This is a genomic window from Curvibacter microcysteis, from assembly GCF_028649455.1.
Taxonomy (GTDB): domain Bacteria; phylum Pseudomonadota; class Gammaproteobacteria; order Burkholderiales; family Burkholderiaceae_C; genus Curvibacter; species Curvibacter microcysteis.
Genome location: NZ_JAQSIO010000001.1, coordinates 916,966 through 934,206, shown reverse-complemented (window position 1 = coordinate 934,206; position 17,241 = coordinate 916,966). Strand labels below are relative to the sequence as shown.

The 17,241-nt window shown below is 68.0% G+C and carries 18 protein-coding genes; 10 read left to right on the top strand and 8 right to left on the bottom strand.

Annotated features, from left to right (window positions below; translation table 11 throughout):
• Positions 1-11: 11 nt before the first annotated feature.
• Genes hpaD through hpaR form a run of 6 tightly spaced genes read right to left on the bottom strand, consistent with a single transcriptional unit; the run spans position 12 to position 5,301 of the window.
• Complete coding sequence (gene hpaD, locus PSQ39_RS04200; RefSeq protein ID WP_273925390.1) at positions 12-935, bottom strand: 3,4-dihydroxyphenylacetate 2,3-dioxygenase; 924 nt, start codon at positions 933-935, stop codon at positions 12-14.
• Positions 936-969: 34 nt separating this feature from the next.
• Positions 970-1,956 carry a tripartite tricarboxylate transporter substrate binding protein gene (locus PSQ39_RS04195; RefSeq protein ID WP_273925388.1) on the bottom strand — a complete coding sequence of 329 codons (987 nt, stop codon included), beginning with the start codon at positions 1,954-1,956 and terminating at the stop codon, positions 970-972.
• 1 nt (position 1,957) lies between these two features.
• Positions 1,958-3,430: a 5-carboxymethyl-2-hydroxymuconate semialdehyde dehydrogenase gene (gene hpaE / locus PSQ39_RS04190; protein WP_273925386.1), complete on the bottom strand. Its 1,473-nt coding sequence runs from the start codon at positions 3,428-3,430 to the stop codon at positions 1,958-1,960.
• A 4-nt stretch (positions 3,431-3,434) separates the two neighbouring features.
• On the bottom strand, positions 3,435-4,211 hold the full coding sequence (locus tag PSQ39_RS04185; protein ID WP_273925384.1) for a fumarylacetoacetate hydrolase family protein: 777 nt from the start codon (positions 4,209-4,211) through the stop codon (positions 3,435-3,437).
• The gene (locus PSQ39_RS04180; protein WP_273925382.1) at positions 4,208-4,873 is read right to left on the bottom strand and encodes a fumarylacetoacetate hydrolase family protein; all 666 of its coding nucleotides are present in this window, start codon (positions 4,871-4,873) and stop codon (positions 4,208-4,210) included. The genes PSQ39_RS04185 and PSQ39_RS04180 overlap by 4 nt, the downstream gene beginning before the upstream one ends.
• A complete protein-coding gene (gene hpaR / locus PSQ39_RS04175; RefSeq protein ID WP_409241992.1) occupies positions 4,870-5,301 on the bottom strand; it encodes a homoprotocatechuate degradation operon regulator HpaR in 432 nt (143 codons plus the stop codon). The genes PSQ39_RS04180 and hpaR overlap by 4 nt, the downstream gene beginning before the upstream one ends.
• 29 nt (positions 5,302-5,330) lie before the next feature.
• On the opposite strand from hpaR, the gene PSQ39_RS04170 reads away from it, so the two are divergent.
• The 9 genes from PSQ39_RS04170 to PSQ39_RS04130 all read left to right on the top strand — a co-directional run bounded on the left by PSQ39_RS04170 (position 5,331) and on the right by PSQ39_RS04130 (position 13,927).
• A complete protein-coding gene (locus tag PSQ39_RS04170) occupies positions 5,331-6,569 on the top strand; it encodes an NYN domain-containing protein (RefSeq protein WP_273925379.1) in 1,239 nt (412 codons plus the stop codon).
• 114 nt (positions 6,570-6,683) lie between these two features.
• Positions 6,684-8,078 (top strand): DNA repair protein RadA, encoded by a 1,395-nt coding sequence (gene radA / locus PSQ39_RS04165; RefSeq protein ID WP_273925377.1) that lies wholly within the window; start codon positions 6,684-6,686, stop codon positions 8,076-8,078.
• Between the two features lie 83 nt (positions 8,079-8,161).
• A complete protein-coding gene (locus PSQ39_RS04160; RefSeq protein ID WP_273925376.1) occupies positions 8,162-8,581 on the top strand; it encodes a glycerate kinase in 420 nt (139 codons plus the stop codon).
• Positions 8,582-8,662: 81 nt separating this feature from the next.
• Positions 8,663-9,601 carry a branched-chain amino acid transaminase gene (locus PSQ39_RS04155; protein ID WP_273925374.1) on the top strand — a complete coding sequence of 313 codons (939 nt, stop codon included), beginning with the start codon at positions 8,663-8,665 and terminating at the stop codon, positions 9,599-9,601.
• A gap of 38 nt (positions 9,602-9,639) precedes the next feature.
• Positions 9,640-9,846 carry a zinc-finger domain-containing protein gene (locus PSQ39_RS04150; protein WP_273925371.1) on the top strand — a complete coding sequence of 69 codons (207 nt, stop codon included), beginning with the start codon at positions 9,640-9,642 and terminating at the stop codon, positions 9,844-9,846.
• Positions 9,847-9,889: 43 nt separating this feature from the next.
• Positions 9,890-10,762 carry a glycosyltransferase family 2 protein gene (locus PSQ39_RS04145; protein WP_273925370.1) on the top strand — a complete coding sequence of 291 codons (873 nt, stop codon included), beginning with the start codon at positions 9,890-9,892 and terminating at the stop codon, positions 10,760-10,762.
• Positions 10,763-10,784: 22 nt separating this feature from the next.
• Positions 10,785-11,621, top strand: coding sequence for a glycosyltransferase family 2 protein (locus tag PSQ39_RS04140; protein WP_273925368.1), 837 nt, complete (start codon positions 10,785-10,787; stop codon positions 11,619-11,621).
• Between the two features lie 2 nt (positions 11,622-11,623).
• Complete coding sequence (locus PSQ39_RS04135) at positions 11,624-12,937, top strand: O-antigen ligase family protein (protein WP_273925366.1); 1,314 nt, start codon at positions 11,624-11,626, stop codon at positions 12,935-12,937.
• 15 nt (positions 12,938-12,952) lie between these two features.
• Positions 12,953-13,927, top strand: coding sequence for a glycosyltransferase (locus PSQ39_RS04130; RefSeq protein WP_273925365.1), 975 nt, complete (start codon positions 12,953-12,955; stop codon positions 13,925-13,927).
• A 62-nt stretch (positions 13,928-13,989) separates the two neighbouring features.
• On the opposite strand, the gene PSQ39_RS04125 is transcribed toward PSQ39_RS04130, so the two are convergent.
• Positions 13,990-15,027, bottom strand: a complete 1,038-nt coding sequence (locus PSQ39_RS04125) for an NAD(P)H-dependent flavin oxidoreductase (RefSeq protein WP_273925363.1) — start codon at positions 15,025-15,027, stop codon at positions 13,990-13,992.
• 74 nt (positions 15,028-15,101) lie between these two features.
• Here PSQ39_RS04125 and PSQ39_RS04120 point away from each other — a divergent pair, with 74 nt between their 5' ends.
• Complete coding sequence (locus PSQ39_RS04120) at positions 15,102-15,974, top strand: LysR family transcriptional regulator (protein WP_273925361.1); 873 nt, start codon at positions 15,102-15,104, stop codon at positions 15,972-15,974.
• 35 nt (positions 15,975-16,009) lie between these two features.
• On the opposite strand, the gene PSQ39_RS04115 is transcribed toward PSQ39_RS04120, so the two are convergent.
• A complete protein-coding gene (locus PSQ39_RS04115; RefSeq protein ID WP_273925632.1) occupies positions 16,010-17,188 on the bottom strand; it encodes a sensor histidine kinase in 1,179 nt (392 codons plus the stop codon).
• Positions 17,189-17,241: the final 53 nt, after the last annotated feature.

Sequence of the window (17,241 nt, the reverse complement as noted above, 5' to 3'; positions counted from 1 at the left end):
AAGTGTGAGGTTCAAAGGCGCGGGAAGGCCTGGTAGGCGCTGGCCGCCGAGGCCTGGGCGGCGGGAATCGCGAGCCCGTCCTGCGGCGTGACCGGGAAGAGGGCGTTGATCTGGCCCGTGCCCGAGGCGCCGAAGTAAGGCGTCACCACCTCGGCCTGGCCCCGGTAGGCCGACCAGCCCAGCGCGCCCAGCAGCATGGCGGTGTCGTGCATGAAGCCTTCGCCGTGGCCCTTGGTGGCGTACTCGGGCAGCATGTCGCAAAAGCGCGCCCAGTCGCCGCGCTGCCACAGCTCGACCACCTCGCGGTCCATCATTTCGAGGAAGGGGCTCCAGACCTTGAAGGCGAACTCGGGCGCCAGGCCGTTTTGCGCGAAGCGGTGGCTCAGCGAGCCGCTGGCCAAGAAGGCCACCGTGCCGTCGTAGTGGTCTTCTACCGCGCGGCGCAGCGCCCAGCCCAGGCGCGCGCTGTCGTTGAGGTAGTGGCCGGTGCACAGGGCCGAGACCGAGACCACCTTGAAGTGCTGGTCGGGGTTCATGTAGCGCAGCGGCACCAGGGTGCCGTACTCGGGGTTGAGGGTGGTGGCGTCGTGCGCCAGGGTCTCCACGCCCAAGGCGTTGCAGGACTGCGCCAGGAGTCGGCCCAGGGCCGGGTTGCCCGGGCATTCAAACGGCAGGTTGCTGATGAAGTGCGGCAATTCGTTGCTGGTGTAGACGCCCTTGAAGTGCGGCCCGCAGTTGATGTGGTAGTTGGCGTTGACCAGCCAGTGGGTGTCGAACACCACCAGGGTGTCCACGCCGAGCGCTCGGCAGCGCCGGCCGATCTCGACGTGGCCGTCGATGGCGTCCTGGCGCGTGCCAAGGCGCGGGCCCGGCAGCTCGCTGAGGTACAGCGAGGGCACGTGGGTGATTTTGGCGGCCAGGGCGAGGGTTCCCATGCGGTGTGTCTCCAGGTCAGAGGTGGGCTGGCGATCAGCTGTCGGCGCTGATGCGCGCGCTGCGGATCACCTGCGCGTAGCGGCTGATTTCGCTTTGGATGAAGGCGCCAAACTGCTCGGGTGTGCCCGCCAGCGAGCTGATGCCGCCCTTGGCAAAGGCCTCGCGCACGGCCGCTGTGTCGAGTGCGCGGCGCAGCTCGGTGTTCAGGCGCTGCACCAGGGCATCGGGCGTGGCCGCCGGCACCAGCAGGCCGTTCCAGGAGTTGGACTCGATGGCCACGCCTTGCTCGGCCAGGGTGGGGATGTCGGGCGCAAGGGCCGAGCGCTTGGCCGTGGCCATGCCCACGGCGACCAGCTTGCCCGACTGCACATGGCCGCGGAATTCGGGCCAGTTGCCAAACATCAGCGTGACCTGCCCCCCGAGCAGATCGTTGAGCGCCGGGGCCTGGCCTTTGTAGGGGATGTGGGTCAGTTCAATGCCCATCTGCTCGCGCAGCATTTCGCCCGCCAGGTGGGCCGAGGTGCCGCTGCCGAACGATGCGTAGCTGAGCCGCGCGCTGGGCTTTTGCGCAGCGGCGCGCAGATCGGCCAGGGTGCGGAGGCCGCTGCCCGGGTGGCTGGCCAGCACATGTTCAGACTGGCCCATCAGCCCCACCGGGCGCAGGTCGCGCAGGCCGTCGTACGGCAGGTTTTTCACCAGGGTCTGGTTGACGCAAAAGCTGTTGGCCACGCAGGTCAGGGTCAGCCCATCGGGCGCGGCTTTGGCGCCCGCGTCCACGCCGATCACCGTGCCGGCGCCGGGCTTGTTGTCTACCACCACGGGCTGGCCCAGGCCGCTGGCCATCTGGGCGGCGACCAGGCGCGCCACCAGGTCGGTGGTGCCGCCGGGCGGGAAGGGCACGATCAGCTTCAGCGGCCGCGCAGGCCAGACGGGGGCGGGGCCTTGAGCGCGGGCTGTGAGCGTGCCCAGCGGTGCCAACAGGGTGGCGCCCAGGGCTTGCAGCGTGTGGCGGCGCTGCACCTCAAACCCCCCAGTGCGGGATGTGGTGGCCGCCCAGCGAGACGGCCACGTTCTTGGGTTCGCAGAACACCTCGTAGCTCCAGGTGCCGCCCTCGCGCCCGGTGCCGCTGGCCTTGGTGCCGCCAAAGGGCTGGCGCAGGTCGCGCACGTTCTGGCTGTTGACAAAGCACATGCCGGCTTCGATGGCGGCGGCCATGCGGTGGGCGCGGCCCAGGTTCTCGGTCCAGACGTAGCTGGACAGGCCGTACTGCGTGTCGTTGGCGATGCGGATGGCGTCGGCCTCGTCCTCGAACGGGATCAGGCAGGCCACGGGGCCAAAGATTTCGTCCTGCGCGATCTTCATGCGGTTGTCCACGTCGGCAAACACGGTGGGCCAGACGTAGTTGCCGCGCTTCACACGTTCGGGCAGCTCGGGCGCGTAGCTCGGGCGGTCCAGGCCGCCGCACAAGAGCGTGGCGCCTTCCTTGGGGCCCAGCTCGATGTAGTGGCGCACCTTGGCCAGGTGGGCGGGGCTGATCATGGGGCCGACGATGGTCTTCTCGTCCAGCGGGTCGCCCACGGTGATGCGGCGTGCGCGCTCGGCGAACTTCTGGGCGAAGTCGGCGTAGATCGACTTCTGCACCAGGATGCGGCTGCCCGCGGTGCAGCGTTCGCCGTTGTTGCTGAAGATCATGAACACGGCGGCGTCGAGCGCGCGGTCCAGGTCGGCGTCGGCAAAGATCACAAACGGGCTCTTGCCGCCCAGCTCCATGCTGAACTTCTTCAGGCCCGCCGTTTGCACGATGCGGTTGCCGGTGGCGGTCGAACCGGTGAAGCTGATGGCGCGCACATCAGGGTGGGCGCACAGGGGTTCGCCGGCCTGCTGGCCGTAGCCATGCACGAGGTTGAGCACGCCGGCCGGGAGGCCCGCCTCCAGGGCCAGCTCGCCCAGGCGGGCCGCGCTCAGGGGCGACAGCTCGCTCATCTTGAGCACGGCGGTGTTGCCAAAGGCCAGGCAGGGCGCGACCTTCCAGGTGGCGGTCATGAAGGGCACGTTCCAGGGGCTGATCAGCGCGCACACGCCGACCGGGTGGAACAGGGTGTAGTTCAGGTGCGTGGGCGTGGGGTAGGTGTGGCCGTCCACGCGGGTGCACATCTCGGCGAAGTAGCTGAAGTTGTCGGCCGCGCGGGGCACCAGTTGCTTGCCGGTCTGGGCGATGACCTGGCCGCAGTCGTTGGTCTCGGTCTGGGCAATCTCGGGCACGTGGCGGGCGATGAGTTCGCCGAGCTGGCGGATGCGCTTGGCGCGCTCGGGCGCGGGCGTGTTGGCCCAGCCGGGGAAGGCGGCTTTGGCGGCGGCCACGGCGGCGTGGACCTCGGCTTGGCCGCCGCTGGCGACCTCGGCCAGCACCTCCTGGGTGGCGGGGTTGATGGTTTCAAAGTAGTCGCTGCTGGCCACCGACTGGCCGTTGATCAGGTGCTGGATCTGCTGCATGGGGTCAACCTTGTCGAATGAAGTTGTGAAGCGCGCCCAGGCCCTCGATGGCGGTCACGACCTCGGCGCCAGGCGGGCAGTCGACCACGCCATCGGGGGTGCCGGTGAGGATCAGGTCACCTGGCGAGAGCGTCATGAAGGCGCTGAAGTACTCGATCAAAAACGGCACGTCGAACACCATGTCGCGGGTGTTGCCGCTTTGGGTCACGACGCCGTTGACGGTGGTTTGCAGCGCCAGGTTCATCGGACCACCGGGGCGGGCGTGGACGTCGGCCGCATCCACCAGCCAGGGCCCCAGCGGGGTGCAGGTGTCGCGGTTCTTCACGCGCAGGTTCGGGCGGTACCAGTTCTCCAGGTAGTCGCGGATGGCGTAGTCATTGGCCACCGTGTAGCCCTGCACAAAGTCGTAGGCCTCGGTGCGCTTCACATGGCGGGCTGTGCGCCCGATCACCACCGCGAGTTCGCACTCGTAGTGCATGTACTGGGCGTTGGCGGGGCGCAGCGTGTGTTCGCGGTGGCCAATCAGCGAGGCCTCGCCCTTCAAGAAAACCAGCGGTTCGGTGGGTGGTTTGAAGGCCAGTTCTTTGGCGTGGTCGGCGTAGTTCAGGCCCAGGGCGAAGATGCTGCGCGCACGCGGCACCGGGGCCAGCGGCGGCAGCCAGCGCACCGCGTCAAAGGCCACGCGGCGGCCATCGTCCAGGCGCAGCGCGCCCTCGTCTTCGACCGCGTGCAGCGGGCCCCGCTCGGGCGCGTCGTTGAGCAAGATGCGGGCGTGCTTCATGCGTGGGCCTCCTCGGCGCAGACGTGGTGGCGCAGTGGCGCAAAGCCGGGCGCGCGGAGTTCGACCGTGTCGCCAAGCTGCAGCCGAGGGCGCTGGCCGTCGGCCGCCACGTCGCAGCCCAGCATCAGGACATCGCCGGGGCGCAGGGTCATGAAGCCGTTCACGTCCGCCCACAGGGTGGCGGCGTCGCGGCGCAGCTGGCCCAGGTCCACGGTCTGGCGCAGGTCGCCATTGACGTGCACGCTCAGGCGCAGCGTGGCCAGTTCGGCCAGGCTGGCCAGGGGGCGCAGCGCGGCGGGGGTGCCCAGAAAGCCGTCGCGGCAGCGGTACGGGACCGGGGGGCGGAAGTAGCTGTCATGCGGCAGGCTGAAGTCGTTCAACAGCGCGGCCGCCCACTGGCCTTGTGCGTCTTGCACCAGGCCCAGGGTGGCGCCCACCTCGAGACCCGAGGCGCCGGCGGGCAGGGCCACGGCGCCGCCGTCGGGGTTCCAGGTGTTGGCGGTCTTGACGTAGAGCACCGGGGCTTGCGGGGGCGCTTTGTAGGGGGCCTCATGCATGCGCGGCAGCCACTGAGCGTACTCGTGCTCGAAGTTCAGCAGCACGCCGTACACGGTGCCGGCAGGTTGCCAGGGCGGCGTGGCGCCGGGGTGGGGGGCGGTCATGGTTGCTCCAGTTCGATCAGGGTGTCCAGCAACTCGTAGAGCTGCGAGAGCTTGTCCTTGCCCAGGGCTTTTTCCATCCACAGGTAATGCGCCTCGATGGTCAGCGACAGCTTTTCGACCAGGCGTCGGCCCTTGTCGGTGGCTTGCACCACGGTGCTGCGCGCGTCCTGCGGATCGCGCTGGCGTTGGATCAGGCCGTCACGCTCCATGCGGGTCAGCACGCCGGTCAGGCTGGGGCCCAGGATGAAGGCCTCGCGCGCCACGCGCCCGGTCTCGACCACGCCGTGTTCGCCCAGCACGCGCAACACGCGCCACTGCTGGTCCGACAGCCCGTGCTGGCGCAGGCTGGGGCGGGTGTGGGCCATCACCGCTTCGCGCGCCTGCAGCAGCAGGCGGGGCAGGTTGCGGTGGACGAAGGGTTGGATCATGGTGCTCATTTATTTAACATGTTAAATGTTTGGGCTGCTCGGCCAGGTCAGGCAAAACCCTTGGTACGGGGGATCCGATTTCCGGGCTTGGGTCTGGTTGGAGATTCATCGAGTCGCGGCCCGGGGCGTCCCATGGAGCGCGCCATGTCCGGTGCAGCCCGGAGTCCAAGTTCTGCCGCGTGGCCGAATGTCATTCCTTGGTGTCTGGGCGTGTTGTCTGCGTGACGAGAATCACGCCCGTGGTCGCGATGCCTCCTTCTGCAGGCCGCAGCGGGGCATTGCTCGGCGGGGGGCGGGCGATTCAATCCGACGAACGAAAGAAAACGCCGATGACGATTGGATATACTTTTTGGCACATCCGCCCCCTGGCAGTACGCCCTCCCGCTCATCCTGGGAGTGTGCCGACCCCCTGGGGCTTCTTCATTTTTGACCCCTGCCCCGTGGGGGGGCGAATGAACAGCCGGCCCATCGCCATCCTGATTGACGGCAGTTTTTTGCTCAAACGCCTGCCGCGCCTGCTGCCTGCGGACCAGATCGATACGCCGGAGAAAATGGCCCGCTGTGTCCGAAAACTCTGCTTTACCCACGTCATGCGCCTTCGGGGCGGCAGTGGCAAGCTGTGGCAGCAGCACCTGTACCGGGCCTTTTTTTACGACGCCATCCCCTTTGATGGCAAGGCCCATCACCCCATCGACAACCAGTCGATCGACTTTGCCAAATCCGCTGTTGCACGGCAGCGTCACGCCTTGTTTGAACAACTCCGCAAAGAGCGCAAGTTGGCGCTGCGCCTGGGCAAAGTCAATCGCGATCACGACTGGACCCTGTCGCCTCGTCTGACCAAGGAAGCCCTGCGAACCCGTGATTGGCTGGCGCCATTGCACCCTTTGGCCGCGCTGATCGAGGCCCAGGCAGATCCGGGCCAGGACCTGACCTTGTCGCTCAGCGTCGAGCAAGCCAGGCAACTCCAGAAAGCGTGTGCTTTTTGGCAGGGCCTCCAGGTCGGCGATGTGGCACTGGGTTTGCGTCAGAAAGGGGTGGACATGCGCATTGCCATTGACATCGCCAGCCTCACCTTGAAGAAGCAGGCCGGTACCATCGTGTTGGTTGCTGGTGACAGCGACTTCGTGCCAGCGGCCAAACTGGCGCGCCGCGAAGGCATGGAATTCATCCTCGATCCGCTCTGGCAAAGCATCAATGACGATTTGTTCGAACACATTGATGCCTTGCAATCCGGTCTCAAGCCTCCAAACGCCACACCGGCAAGCTGAAGCGCGACGGGACTTTGCGGGTCCCGTCTTGGGGTCGGGCGCTTGGCGTGCCCTGTTTTCCTGAGGTGTCCCGGCCTGCCTATATAGTGGCCGCCTGTTGTTTGAGGCCCCCTGATGTCCCGAGAAAAGACCGTCTACACCTGCACCGAATGCGGTGGCACCAGTGCCAAGTGGCTGGGCAAGTGCCCGCAGTGCAATGCCTGGAACACCTTGGTCGAATCGGCGGCTGAGGGCGGGGGCGCGGCCACCAGCAAGAACCGGCTCAGCACGCCTTCGTATGCGGGGTATGCCGGGTTGGCCCAGCCGGTGACGCCGCTGGCGGCCATCGAGGCCACCGAGGTGGCGCGCACCCCCAGCGGCCTGGACGAACTGGACCGCGTGCTGGGCGGTGGCGTGGTCGAGGGCGGGGTGGTGCTGATTGGCGGCGACCCGGGCATCGGCAAATCCACCCTGCTGCTGCAAGCCCTGGACGCGCTGCAGCGCAGCGGCCTGGAGACCCTGTACGTGACCGGCGAGGAAAGCGGTGCCCAGGTGGCGCTGCGCTCGCGTCGCCTGGGGCTGGACAACAGCCAGGTCAAGGTGATGGCCGAGATCCAGCTGGAGAAAATTCTGGCCACGATCGAGGCGCGCCAGCCGGCGGTGGCGGTGATCGACTCCATCCAGACCATGTACAGCGACCAGCTCAGCTCGGCGCCGGGCTCGGTGGCCCAGGTGCGCGAGTGCTCGGCCCATTTGACTCGCCTGGCCAAGAGCACGGGCATCGCCATCGTGTTGATCGGCCACGTCACCAAGGAAGGCGCGCTGGCGGGCCCGCGCGTGCTGGAGCACATGGTCGACACGGTGCTGTACTTCGAGGGCGACACCCATTCCACCTACCGCCTGGTGCGCGCCATCAAGAACCGCTTTGGGGCGGTCAACGAGATCGGCGTTTTTGCCATGACCGAGCGCGGCCTGAAGGGCGTGAGCAACCCGAGCGCCATCTTTTTGTCCCAGCACAGCCAGCCGGTGCCGGGCAGCTGCGTGCTGGTCACGCTGGAGGGCACGCGGCCGCTGCTGGTGGAAATCCAGGCCCTGGTGGACGGCGGCGGCCCCAGCCCGCGCCGGCTCAGCGTGGGCCTGGACCGGGATCGCCTGGCCATGCTGCTGGCGGTGCTGCACCGCCACGCGGGCGTGGCCTGCATGGACCAGGATGTGTTTGTCAACGCGGTGGGCGGGGTGCGCATCAGCGAACCTGCCGCCGACTTGGCCGTGCTGCTGGCCATCACCTCCTCGCTGCGCGGTCGGGCCCTGCCCAAGGGCTTTCTGGCCTTTGGCGAGGTCGGCCTGGCGGGCGAGATCCGGCCGGCGCCGCGCGGCCAGGAGCGCCTGAAAGAGGCCGCCAAGTTGGGCTTCAGCGTGGCCGTGGTGCCCAAGGCCAACGCGCCCAAGAAGCCCATCGAGGGCCTGACGGTGCACGCGGTCGAGCGCGTGGACGAGGCCATGGACCTGATCCGGCGCGAAATGGACTGAGGGACCCGGGCTGGGACCGAGGGCTCAAACCCCTACGCACAAGCCACAGCGGGTCCACCGGCCCGGCATAGGAAAATGCGCACATGAACTTCAAGAAAATTCTGGTCCCTGTGGGCGGCCTCGTGATCGTGGCCCTGGCCTACCGCGCCTATGGCCTGGGCGGCGTGGCCGCGGCCTTGGGTGGTGTGGTGATGTGGATCCTGATGCACTACACCCGCCTCATGCAGGTGCTCAAGCGGGCCAACAACAACCCCATTGGCTATGTGGGCAGCGCCGTCATGCTCAACGCCAAGCTGCGCCCGGGCGTGCCCCTGATCCATGTCCTGGCCCTGACCCGCGCGTTGGGCGAACTGCAGTCGCCTGAAGGCGAGGAGCCCGAGATCTACCGCTGGACCGACGGCACCCGTTCGCATGTGACGGCCGAGTTCCGTGGCGGCAAGCTGGTTCAGTGGACCCTGGTGCGTCCCCCCGCTGAGGACGACGAGGCCCCGTCCACACCGTAAAATCGGGGTTTGAACCGCGGCTGGCCGGCATTCCCTGGACCGTCGACGGTGTCAGGACGGCTTTTTAAAGGACACAAGCGCATGAGCACCCTTCCCCCCTCCATGGCGGACCGCGACGGCAAAATCTGGATGGATGGCCAAATGGTCGATTGGCGTGACGCCAAGATCCACGTCCTGACCCACACCTTGCACTACGGTTGCGGCGCTTTTGAGGGCGTGCGTGCCTACAACACGGTCAATGGCACGGCCATCTTTCGCCTGGAAGACCACACCAAGCGCCTGTTCAACAGCGCCAAAATCCTGCGCATGACCCTGCCCTTCAGCCAAGAAGAGGTCAATGAAGCGCAAAAAGCCGTGGTGCGTGAAAACAAGCTCGAAAGCTGCTACCTGCGTCCGCTGACCTGGATCGGCTCGCAAAAGTTGGGCGTCAGCCCCAAGGGCAACACCATCCACCTGATGGTGGCCGCCTGGGCCTGGGGTGCTTACCTGGGCGAAGAAGGCCTGCAGCGCGGCATCCGCGTCAAGACCTCCAGCTACACCCGCCACCACGTCAACATCACCATGACGCAGGCCAAGGCCGTCAGCAACTACAGCAACTCGATCCTGGCCAACATGGAAGCCACCGACGACGGCTACGACGAGGCGCTGCTGCTGGATTCGTCGGGCTTTGTCTCCGAAGGCGCGGGCGAGAACATCTTCATCATCAAGGACGGCGTGATCTACACGCCCGACCTGTCGGCAGGCGCCCTCAACGGCATCACCCGCAACACGGTGTTCCACATCGCTCAGGACCTGGGCCTGAACATCGTGCAAAAGCGCATCACCCGCGACGAGGTGTACATCGCCGACGAGGCCTTCTTCACTGGCACTGCCGCTGAAGTGACCCCCATCCGCGAGCTGGACCGCATCGAGATCGGCATCGGCTCGCGTGGCCCCATCACGGAAAAAATCCAGTCGGCCTTCTTCGATATCGTGAACGGCCGCAACCCCAAGTACGCCCACTGGCTGAGCCCGGTCTGAGCGCTGCTTGCCCCACCATACCTAAAACAAGGGAACCCATGAGTACCGCTGCTGTTGAACTGCTGGCCAAGGACTTGAACGCCCAAGGCGGCGTGTTCTGCCCCAACCCCAAGGCTGACATGAAGTTGTGGAACAGCCACCCCAAGGTTTACCTGGACGTGGCCCGCACCGGCGAAGGCAAGTGCCCTTACTGCGGCACGGTGTACCGCCTGAAGGCGGGCGAAGTGGTGGCGCATCACCACTGAGCACCCGGTGGCTGCCCAGCCCCGGTCTCTCTCCCCCGGCATGATGTCCCCGGACACCGCCGCGCTGCTGTCCCAGGTCACCGTGCTGGTGGTCACCTACAACAGCGGGCACTGCCTGCCTGCGCTGGCCCAAGGCCTGGCGCAGCTGCCGCATGTGCGTGTGGTCGACAACGCCAGCCAGGATGGCACGCCCGACACGGTGCGTCGCCTGTTGCCCTCGGCCGAACTGACCTGCCTGTCCAGCAACAAGGGCTATGGCGTGGCCAACAACGCCGGCCTGGCCGAGGTGAACACACCTTACGCCCTGCTGCTCAACCCCGATTGCGAAGTCACGCCCGAGTCCATCGCGGCCCTGGTGCGGGCGGCCCAGCAATGGCCTGAAGCCACCTTGCTGGTGCCCCAACTGGTCGACGGCCAGGGCGCGCTGCAGGTCAACTACAGCTGGCCGCGCCACGCCTGGAAACCGCGCCAAGGCGCCGCCGACGGACCGCTCAGCGTGGGCTATGCCTGCGCGGCGGTCATGCTGATCCACATGGCGCGGTTGCAGCCGGTGGGTTTTTTCGACCCGCGTTTCTTCCTGTACTACGAAGACGAGGACCTGTGCCTGCGCGTGTTCCAGCGCCACGGCCAGATCCTGGTGCTGCCCGACATCCGCGTCACCCACCTGTCGCGCGGTTCGGTGCGCGGGCCTCGGCCCTGGCGCTCGGAGTATTGGCGCGGCTACCACCACGCACAGTCGAAAATCATCTTCATCCACAAGCACGCGGGCGCCGCAGCGGGCGCCCGGGCACAACGCCGCCTGATGCTGTCGGCCTGCGCCAACGTGCTGGTCCGTGCCTTGCTGGTGTCGCCCAAACACCTGGCACGGGCCTGGGGCCGCTTGCGTGGGGTGTGGCAGTTGCCGCCTCTGGCCTGAGCCTCTTTTTTTGACGAGCACCATGTCGACCCCCTCCTCCTCCGTGTCTGGCCCCGTGGCCGCTGCCTGGCCCACCGACCGGCCCAGCCTGACCATCGGCATCCTGACCAAAAACGAGGCCCACCACATCGAGGCCTGCGTGCGCAGCGCCGCCTTCGCCGACCAAGTGATCGTGGTGGACAGCGGCAGCACCGACAACACGGTGGCCTTGGCCCAGGGCCTGGGGGCCGAGGTGCACCTGTACCCCGACTGGCAGGGCTTTGCCGTGCAGCGCACACGCCTGCTGTCGCACGCGCGCGGCGATTATTTGTTCTACCTGGACGCGGATGAGCTCATCACCCCAGCCTTGCAAGCCCAGATCGAGGCGGCGGTGCGCTCGGGCGAGCGCGCCATCTGGGCCATCGAGTGGAGCGTGGTGGCCTATGGCCGCGAGCTGAAGTACTTTTTGTCGCAGTCGCGCCTGGACCGCATGTTCCGCCGTGACATGCTGGAGCGCTACGAGGGCGTGGTGCACGAGCACGCCGTGCTCAAGCCCCAGGACCAGCCGGTGCCGCGCCATGCCTTCAAGGCCCGGCTGCTGCACTATTCGCGCGAAACCGTGCGCGGCAGCCTGGAGAAGCTGACCCAGTACGCCATGCTGGGCGCGGCCAAGCGCGCCCAGGCCGGCAAGCGTGGCGGCGTGCTGCGCGGCATGGCCTCGGCCTTTGCCATCTTCTTGCGCCTGTACGTGTTCCGGCTTGGCTTTCTGGGCGGTGGTCCGGGCTTTCTGTTTTGCTACTTCATCGCGCTGGAGTGTTTCTTCCGCTACGCCGCGCTGTACTACGACCGCGAGAGCCTCAGCCAATCGGTGGGGCGTTGACCATGCAGCCCACCTCCCCATCGACCGCGCCACCAGGGCCGGTGTCTGCGGGCGAGTGGTCGCCGGCCGAGCGTGCGTCTTCACTGGCCGCCTTTGCCCTGCCGGCGCTGTCGCTGTGCCTGCCCAGCGGTTATTCCTGGGGGGCGACCTTGCTGTTGTTCGCGTCCTTACTGACGGTGCGCCACTGGTGGCATCGTCCGCCGGACTGGGCTCAGCTGCGCTGGCTGGTCGCGGCGCTGGTGTTCATGGGCCTGGACTGGCTGGTCGATGCGGTGATCAGCCAGGGCAGCTGGCGTGGGCTGGACAAGCCGCTCAAGTACTTCCTGGCCTTGCCCTGTTTGTTCTTTGTGCTGCGCTACCCGCCGCGCCCGAGGGCCTTGTGGGCGGGGCTGGCGGCGGGGGCCAGCCTCAGTGGCCTGGTGTCGCTCTACCAGTACCTGGTGCAGGGCATGTGGCGCACCGAAGGGTTCACCAATGCCATCCAGTACGGCAACCTCAGCCTTTTGATGGCCGTGATGTGCCTGGTGGGCGCCATGACCTGGCCCGAGGGGCCGCGCCGTCTGGTCTGGCGCCTGGCGCTGGGCGTGGGCATGGTGCTGGGCCTGGTGGCTTCGCTGCTGTCGCAGGCGCGCGGCGGCTGGTTGTCGCTGCTGTTCATCTTGCCCGTGCTGGTGTTCCTGGTGCGCCGCTACATCCCTTTGAAACGCCTGCTGCTGGCCCTGACGGCGCTGGGTTTGTCCCTGGTCGTGCTGGTGGGCGCCTTGGGCCCGACCCTGGTGCACCGGCTGGAATTGGCGGTGGACGAGGTTCGGCAGTACGAGACCACAGGCCATTCGGACAACTCGGTCGGCCAGCGCCTGGCGCACTGGAAGGCCGCTTGGCACATGGGCCTGCAGCGTCCTTTGCTGGGCTGGACCCAGGCCGGCTATGAGCAGGAAAAGCACCGCATGGTTGCCGCGGGTGAAGCCCCGGCCGTGGTGCTGGTCTACGGCCATGCACACAACGAGTTCTTGGACGTGTTCGCCAAGCGCGGGCTGCTGGGCCTGCTTTCGGTGCTGGGCTTGTATGGCTCGGTGCTGTGGTTGTTCTGGCCCCGGTGGGGCCAAGCCCTGTCGCCTGAACGGCAAGGCTTGCAACTGGCGGCCTTGATGATGCCGCTGGCTTACTTGGGCTTTGGCTTGACGCAGGCTTTTCTGGGCCACAACAGCGGCACCATGTTCTACCTGTTCATGACCTTGCTGATGTACGGCGCGCTGCGCCAGCCTGAGCCGACCGTGCCGCCGCTTGCGGCCGCCGCGCCCACCCCCGCCGCCTGAAGCCGGAGCCCGCCAATGCATGTCTTGCTGGTCAACAATGCGCCCATCCCGGTGTTTGCCTATGGCGGCACCGAGCGTGTGATTTGGGACCTGGGTCGCGCCCTGGTGGGCTTGGGCCACCGCGTCAGCTACCTGGTGCCTGAGGGCTCGCACTGCGATTTCGCCCAGGTGTTGCCCATCCGCCCGGGCCAGCCCTGGGCGGCGCAGATCCCGGCCGATGTGGATGTGGTGCACTTCCAGTTCAATCCCAAGACCGACATCGGCCGCCCCTTTGTGGTGACCGAGCACGGCAATGGCCGCGACCCCGACCCCCTGGCGCTGAACACGGTATTTGTCTCGCGCAACCATGCGCAGCGCCACGGCAGTGCCCGCTATGTGCTCAATGGCCTGGACTGGTCGGCCTATGGGCCGGTCGACTTCGATCGCCCGCGCGCCCACCATCACTTCCTGGGCAAGGCGGCCTGGCGGGTGAAAAACGTCAAGGGCGCGATCCGTGTGGCGGCCCTGGCCGGGGTTGAACTGGACGTGCTGGGCGGCACGCGGCTCAACCTGCGGCGTGGCTTTCGCTTCACCTGGTCGCCGCGCGTGCACTTTTTTGGCATGGTGGGCGGGCAGCAGAAGTTTGATTTGCTCAACGCCTCGCGCGGCCTGATCTTGCCGGTGCGCTGGCACGAGCCCTTTGGCCTGGCGGTGATCGAGAGCCTTTATTTTGGTTGCCCGGTGTTCGCCACCCCCTACGGCGCCTTGCCTGAGCTGGTGCCGGCTGACTGCGGCACCCTGGCCGCCAGCGCGTCGGCGCTGGCCGAGGCCGTGCGCGCCTGGCGCGGCGACCCGCGCGCCTGCCAGGCCGCGGTGCTGCAACGCTTCAGCGCCGAGACCATGGCGCGGGGCTACCTGCAGTGCTACGAAGAGGTGCTGGCTGGGGTCGCCCTGAACCCTCAGCCGCCCCACATGGCCCGTTCGGCCTTTGACCAGCCCTGGCAGAACTGAGGCCCGCCGCCTGCGTTCTTTGAACGGGCGGCCTGGTGCCGCTTCGCGCGCCTGATTCCCCCTCAGCCGCCCAGGCGTTGGCGTGCTTCCTCGCCCATCGCTTGCAAGATCTGCGCGGCGGGCGGGCAGTCGTGAATCAAACCCACGCCCTCACCCACGGTGGCGTGGGCGCGGCGGTAGTCCTGTTCTGCCACGCCGGCGTCGTAGTCAGCGCGGGCGGCGGCCGGGTCTTGGCGCAGGGCCTCCACATGCGACTCCCAGGCCTGGTGCAGTGGGTTGCGCAGGGCGCGAAAGTCAAAGGGCGCCGGCCAGTTCTTGCGGCGCAGGATGTCAAACACCTCGGAGCGCGCCGTGCCGTCGCCCGTGCTGGCCACCGCTTGGGCCTTGGCCCCGGCGGGCGCCAGGCTCTCCTGGCTGGCCCACAGGCGCGAACCGACCAGGGCGCCGTCGGCCCCCAGCACGCGGCTGGCGGCCAGGGTGCGGCCGTCGGCAATGCCCCCAGCGGCCAGCAGCAAGGTGGCCGGCGACTGGGCGGCCAGGGCGTCGGCCAGCTCAGGCACCAGGGTGAAGGTGGCGCGGCCGTTCAAGGCGTTCATGCCGTGCCCGCCCGCTTCGGCGCCCTGGGCCACCACCACCTGGGCGCCGGCTTCCAGGGCCAGCGGCAGTTGCTCCAGGCGCTGGATCTGGCAGATCAGGTCCACGCCCCGGGCTTGCAGGCGCGCCGCATAGGGCCGGGGGTCGCCAAAGGACAGCATCAGGGCGCGCGGCAAATCGGCCTCGGCCTGGTCCAGCAGCCAGTCCAAGGCGGAGGCGTCTTCGTCCAGCTTCCAGGTGATGAAGCCGCAGCCAATGCGTCGTGTAGATTTGGCCTGCAATGCGAGTGTGTACTCACGTTGGGTCCAGGCGAGATCGCCATATCCACCCCCCACCAGGCCCAGGGCGCCGGCGTCGGCGCAGGCGGCGGCCAGGGCGCCACCCGAGGCCAGGGCCATGGGCGCCAGGGCCACGGGCAGGCTCAGGCCGTAGCGCTGGCTGAAGCGGGAGTCGGGCCAGAGCGAGGTTGATGCGGCGGGGAGGGCGGGGCGGGTGGGCTGGTTCATGGGCCGATTGTGGTGGGCGTGACAAAGCGAGTCCAACGAATAAAAATGAAGCCATTCATCGATTTGGACGAAGTATGGATTTTGCCGATCTGCAGACGTTTCGGGCCGTGGTGGAACACGGCGGGGTGACGGCGGCCGCCACCCAGCTGCACCGCGTGCAGTCCAGCATCTCGGCGCGCCTGTCGGCCCTGGAGCGCGACCTGGGGTGTGCCTTGTTCGAGCGCGCCGGCCGCCGCCTGCAACTCACCCCCGAGGGCCGCCACCTCTACGAGCGCAGTGCCGCCCTGGTGCAGGACCTGGTCGCGCTGCGCCAGGAGCTGGCGGGCACCGGCCCCGGGGCCGTGCTGTGTCTGGGCGCCATGGAAAGCACCGCCGCTGTGCGCCTGGCGCCTGTGCTGGCGCAGCTGCGCCGGGGCCAACCGGGCATGCGCTTGTCGTTGCGCACAGGGACCACCGGCGCCTTGTTGCAAGGCCTGGAGCAGCATGCGCTGGACGCCGTGCTGGTGGCCGGCCCGGCGAACCGGCCCGCCCTGCACTGGCAGCCTGTGTTTGAAGAGGAGTTGGTGTTGATTGCCCCGCTTCCGCCGTCGGTCGACTCGACCCTGGCGTCGCCCCTGCCGCCCGGCCTGGTGACCTTCAGTGCCGGCTGCGCCTACCGCGAGGTCGCGCTGGATTGGGCCCGGGCGCAAGGCCTGCCACCCGGGCCGGCGACCGAGATCGGCTCCTACCATGCGCTGGCGGCGGCGGTGACCGCGGGCATGGGCTTGGGGCTGCTGCCCCGGGCCGTGCTGAGTGGCATCGACACCCGAGGGCTGCAGGTGCAGTCGCTGCCCGAGGCCTGGGCGCGTCAGATCACCTGGCTGGTGACCCGCCAAGAGCCTGTGTCTGCCGCCTTGCGGGCCTTGGTGCAAGCCTTGCAGGAGGGCGGCATGGCGTCGGCTGGCTGAGGCGGGGTGGGCATCAGGGCACGGACCGTGGAGGCTCAGGGCGTGTGCGGCAGGGTCAGCACAAAGCAGGCGCCACCGCCTTCGTGCTCTTCGCAGTGCACGCTGCCCCCGTGGCGCTCGGCGATCGACTTGACCAGGGCCAGGCCCAGGCCCACGCCGCCCTCGCGCTCGCTGGCGCCAGGCAGGCGGTAGAAGGGCTCAAAAATGCGCTCGCGCAGCGCGGGCGGCACGCCGGGCCCCCGGTCGCACACGGCCAGCAAAATCAGCGGGCCTTGGCGCGACAGCTTGACGCTGATGTCACCCTGGCCGTAGCGGCGCGCGTTCTCCAGCAGGTTGCGCACGGCGCGGCGCAGCAGCTTGGCCACGCCGGTGACGGCCAGTTCACTGCTGCCGTCGTCGGCCTCAAGCTCGGCACCGACGCGCGCACATTCCTCGGCCGACAGGCCCACCAAATCCACCGATTCCAGGGTGCCCAGGTCGGCCTCGCTGGCGTCGAGCCGGCTGGCCAGCAGGATTTCATCGATCAACTGGTCCAGCTCGGCGATGTTGCGCTTGATCTCTTCACGAAAGCCGGGCGCGGCCTGGGTGCCCATCAGCTCCACGCCCATGCGGATGCGTGCCAGAGGCGAGCGCAGTTCGTGCGAGGCATTGGCCAGCAAGGCCTTGTGCGACTGCATCAGGGTCTGGATGCGCTCGGCGGCGTGGTTGAAGCGTCCCGCCAGGTAGGCCACCTCATCGTGCCCCTTGACAGGCACGCGCACGGACAAATCGCCATCGCCCCAGCGCTCAACGCTGCGCTGCAGTTCTTCAAGCCGGCGCGTGAGCTTGCGGATGATGGGGTAGGTGGCCAGGGCGACGGCGATCGCACACAGGCCCAGGGTCCAGAAAAAGCCAAAAGGCTTGCCCACGATGTTGCGCGGCGGGCGCGGCAGGTGGATGTTGAGCACCTCACCGCTGTCCATCTTGACCACGAACTCGGGCCCCGTGCGGCCCAGGTGGGGCTCGCCCGCGTGGGGCGGTGGTCCTCCTTCGGGGCCGGCGTGGGGCGGGGGCCCCAAGGGAGGGCCTCCGGCCTCATTGGGCGGCGGCGGGCGCAGGCGCAGGGAGCCGGATCCCACCACCTCACCCGTGGCATTGCGCACCACGGCCTCCCGCAGGGGCGGGTCACTGGCCAAGCGCCAGGCACCGGCCACACCGAGGGTCAGCACGGCCATGGCCAGCAGCACGGCCAGCCAGATGCGCACATACAGACGCCGGGTCAGGCGCT

Coding starts and splice junctions, on each gene's coding strand:
- PSQ39_RS04135 (WP_273925366.1), top strand. CDS start 11,624: ATGCAGCCCACCTCCCCATCGACCGCGCCACCAGGGCCGGTGTCTGCG.
- PSQ39_RS04185 (WP_273925384.1), bottom strand. CDS start 4,211: ATGAAGCACGCCCGCATCTTGCTCAACGACGCGCCCGAGCGGGGCCCG.
- PSQ39_RS04140 (WP_273925368.1), top strand. CDS start 10,785: ATGTCGACCCCCTCCTCCTCCGTGTCTGGCCCCGTGGCCGCTGCCTGG.
- PSQ39_RS04150 (WP_273925371.1), top strand. CDS start 9,640: ATGAGTACCGCTGCTGTTGAACTGCTGGCCAAGGACTTGAACGCCCAA.
- PSQ39_RS04145 (WP_273925370.1), top strand. CDS start 9,890: ATGTCCCCGGACACCGCCGCGCTGCTGTCCCAGGTCACCGTGCTGGTG.
- PSQ39_RS04125 (WP_273925363.1), bottom strand. CDS start 15,027: ATGAACCAGCCCACCCGCCCCGCCCTCCCCGCCGCATCAACCTCGCTC.
- hpaR (WP_409241992.1), bottom strand. CDS start 5,301: ATGATCCAACCCTTCGTCCACCGCAACCTGCCCCGCCTGCTGCTGCAG.
- PSQ39_RS04160 (WP_273925376.1), top strand. CDS start 8,162: ATGAACTTCAAGAAAATTCTGGTCCCTGTGGGCGGCCTCGTGATCGTG.
- hpaD (WP_273925390.1), bottom strand. CDS start 935: ATGGGAACCCTCGCCCTGGCCGCCAAAATCACCCACGTGCCCTCGCTG.
- PSQ39_RS04155 (WP_273925374.1), top strand. CDS start 8,663: ATGAGCACCCTTCCCCCCTCCATGGCGGACCGCGACGGCAAAATCTGG.
- radA (WP_273925377.1), top strand. CDS start 6,684: ATGTCCCGAGAAAAGACCGTCTACACCTGCACCGAATGCGGTGGCACC.
- PSQ39_RS04130 (WP_273925365.1), top strand. CDS start 12,953: ATGCATGTCTTGCTGGTCAACAATGCGCCCATCCCGGTGTTTGCCTAT.
- PSQ39_RS04120 (WP_273925361.1), top strand. CDS start 15,102: ATGGATTTTGCCGATCTGCAGACGTTTCGGGCCGTGGTGGAACACGGC.
- hpaE (WP_273925386.1), bottom strand. CDS start 3,430: ATGCAGCAGATCCAGCACCTGATCAACGGCCAGTCGGTGGCCAGCAGC.
- PSQ39_RS04180 (WP_273925382.1), bottom strand. CDS start 4,873: ATGACCGCCCCCCACCCCGGCGCCACGCCGCCCTGGCAACCTGCCGGC.
- PSQ39_RS04115 (WP_273925632.1), bottom strand. CDS start 17,188: ATGGCCGTGCTGACCCTCGGTGTGGCCGGTGCCTGGCGCTTGGCCAGT.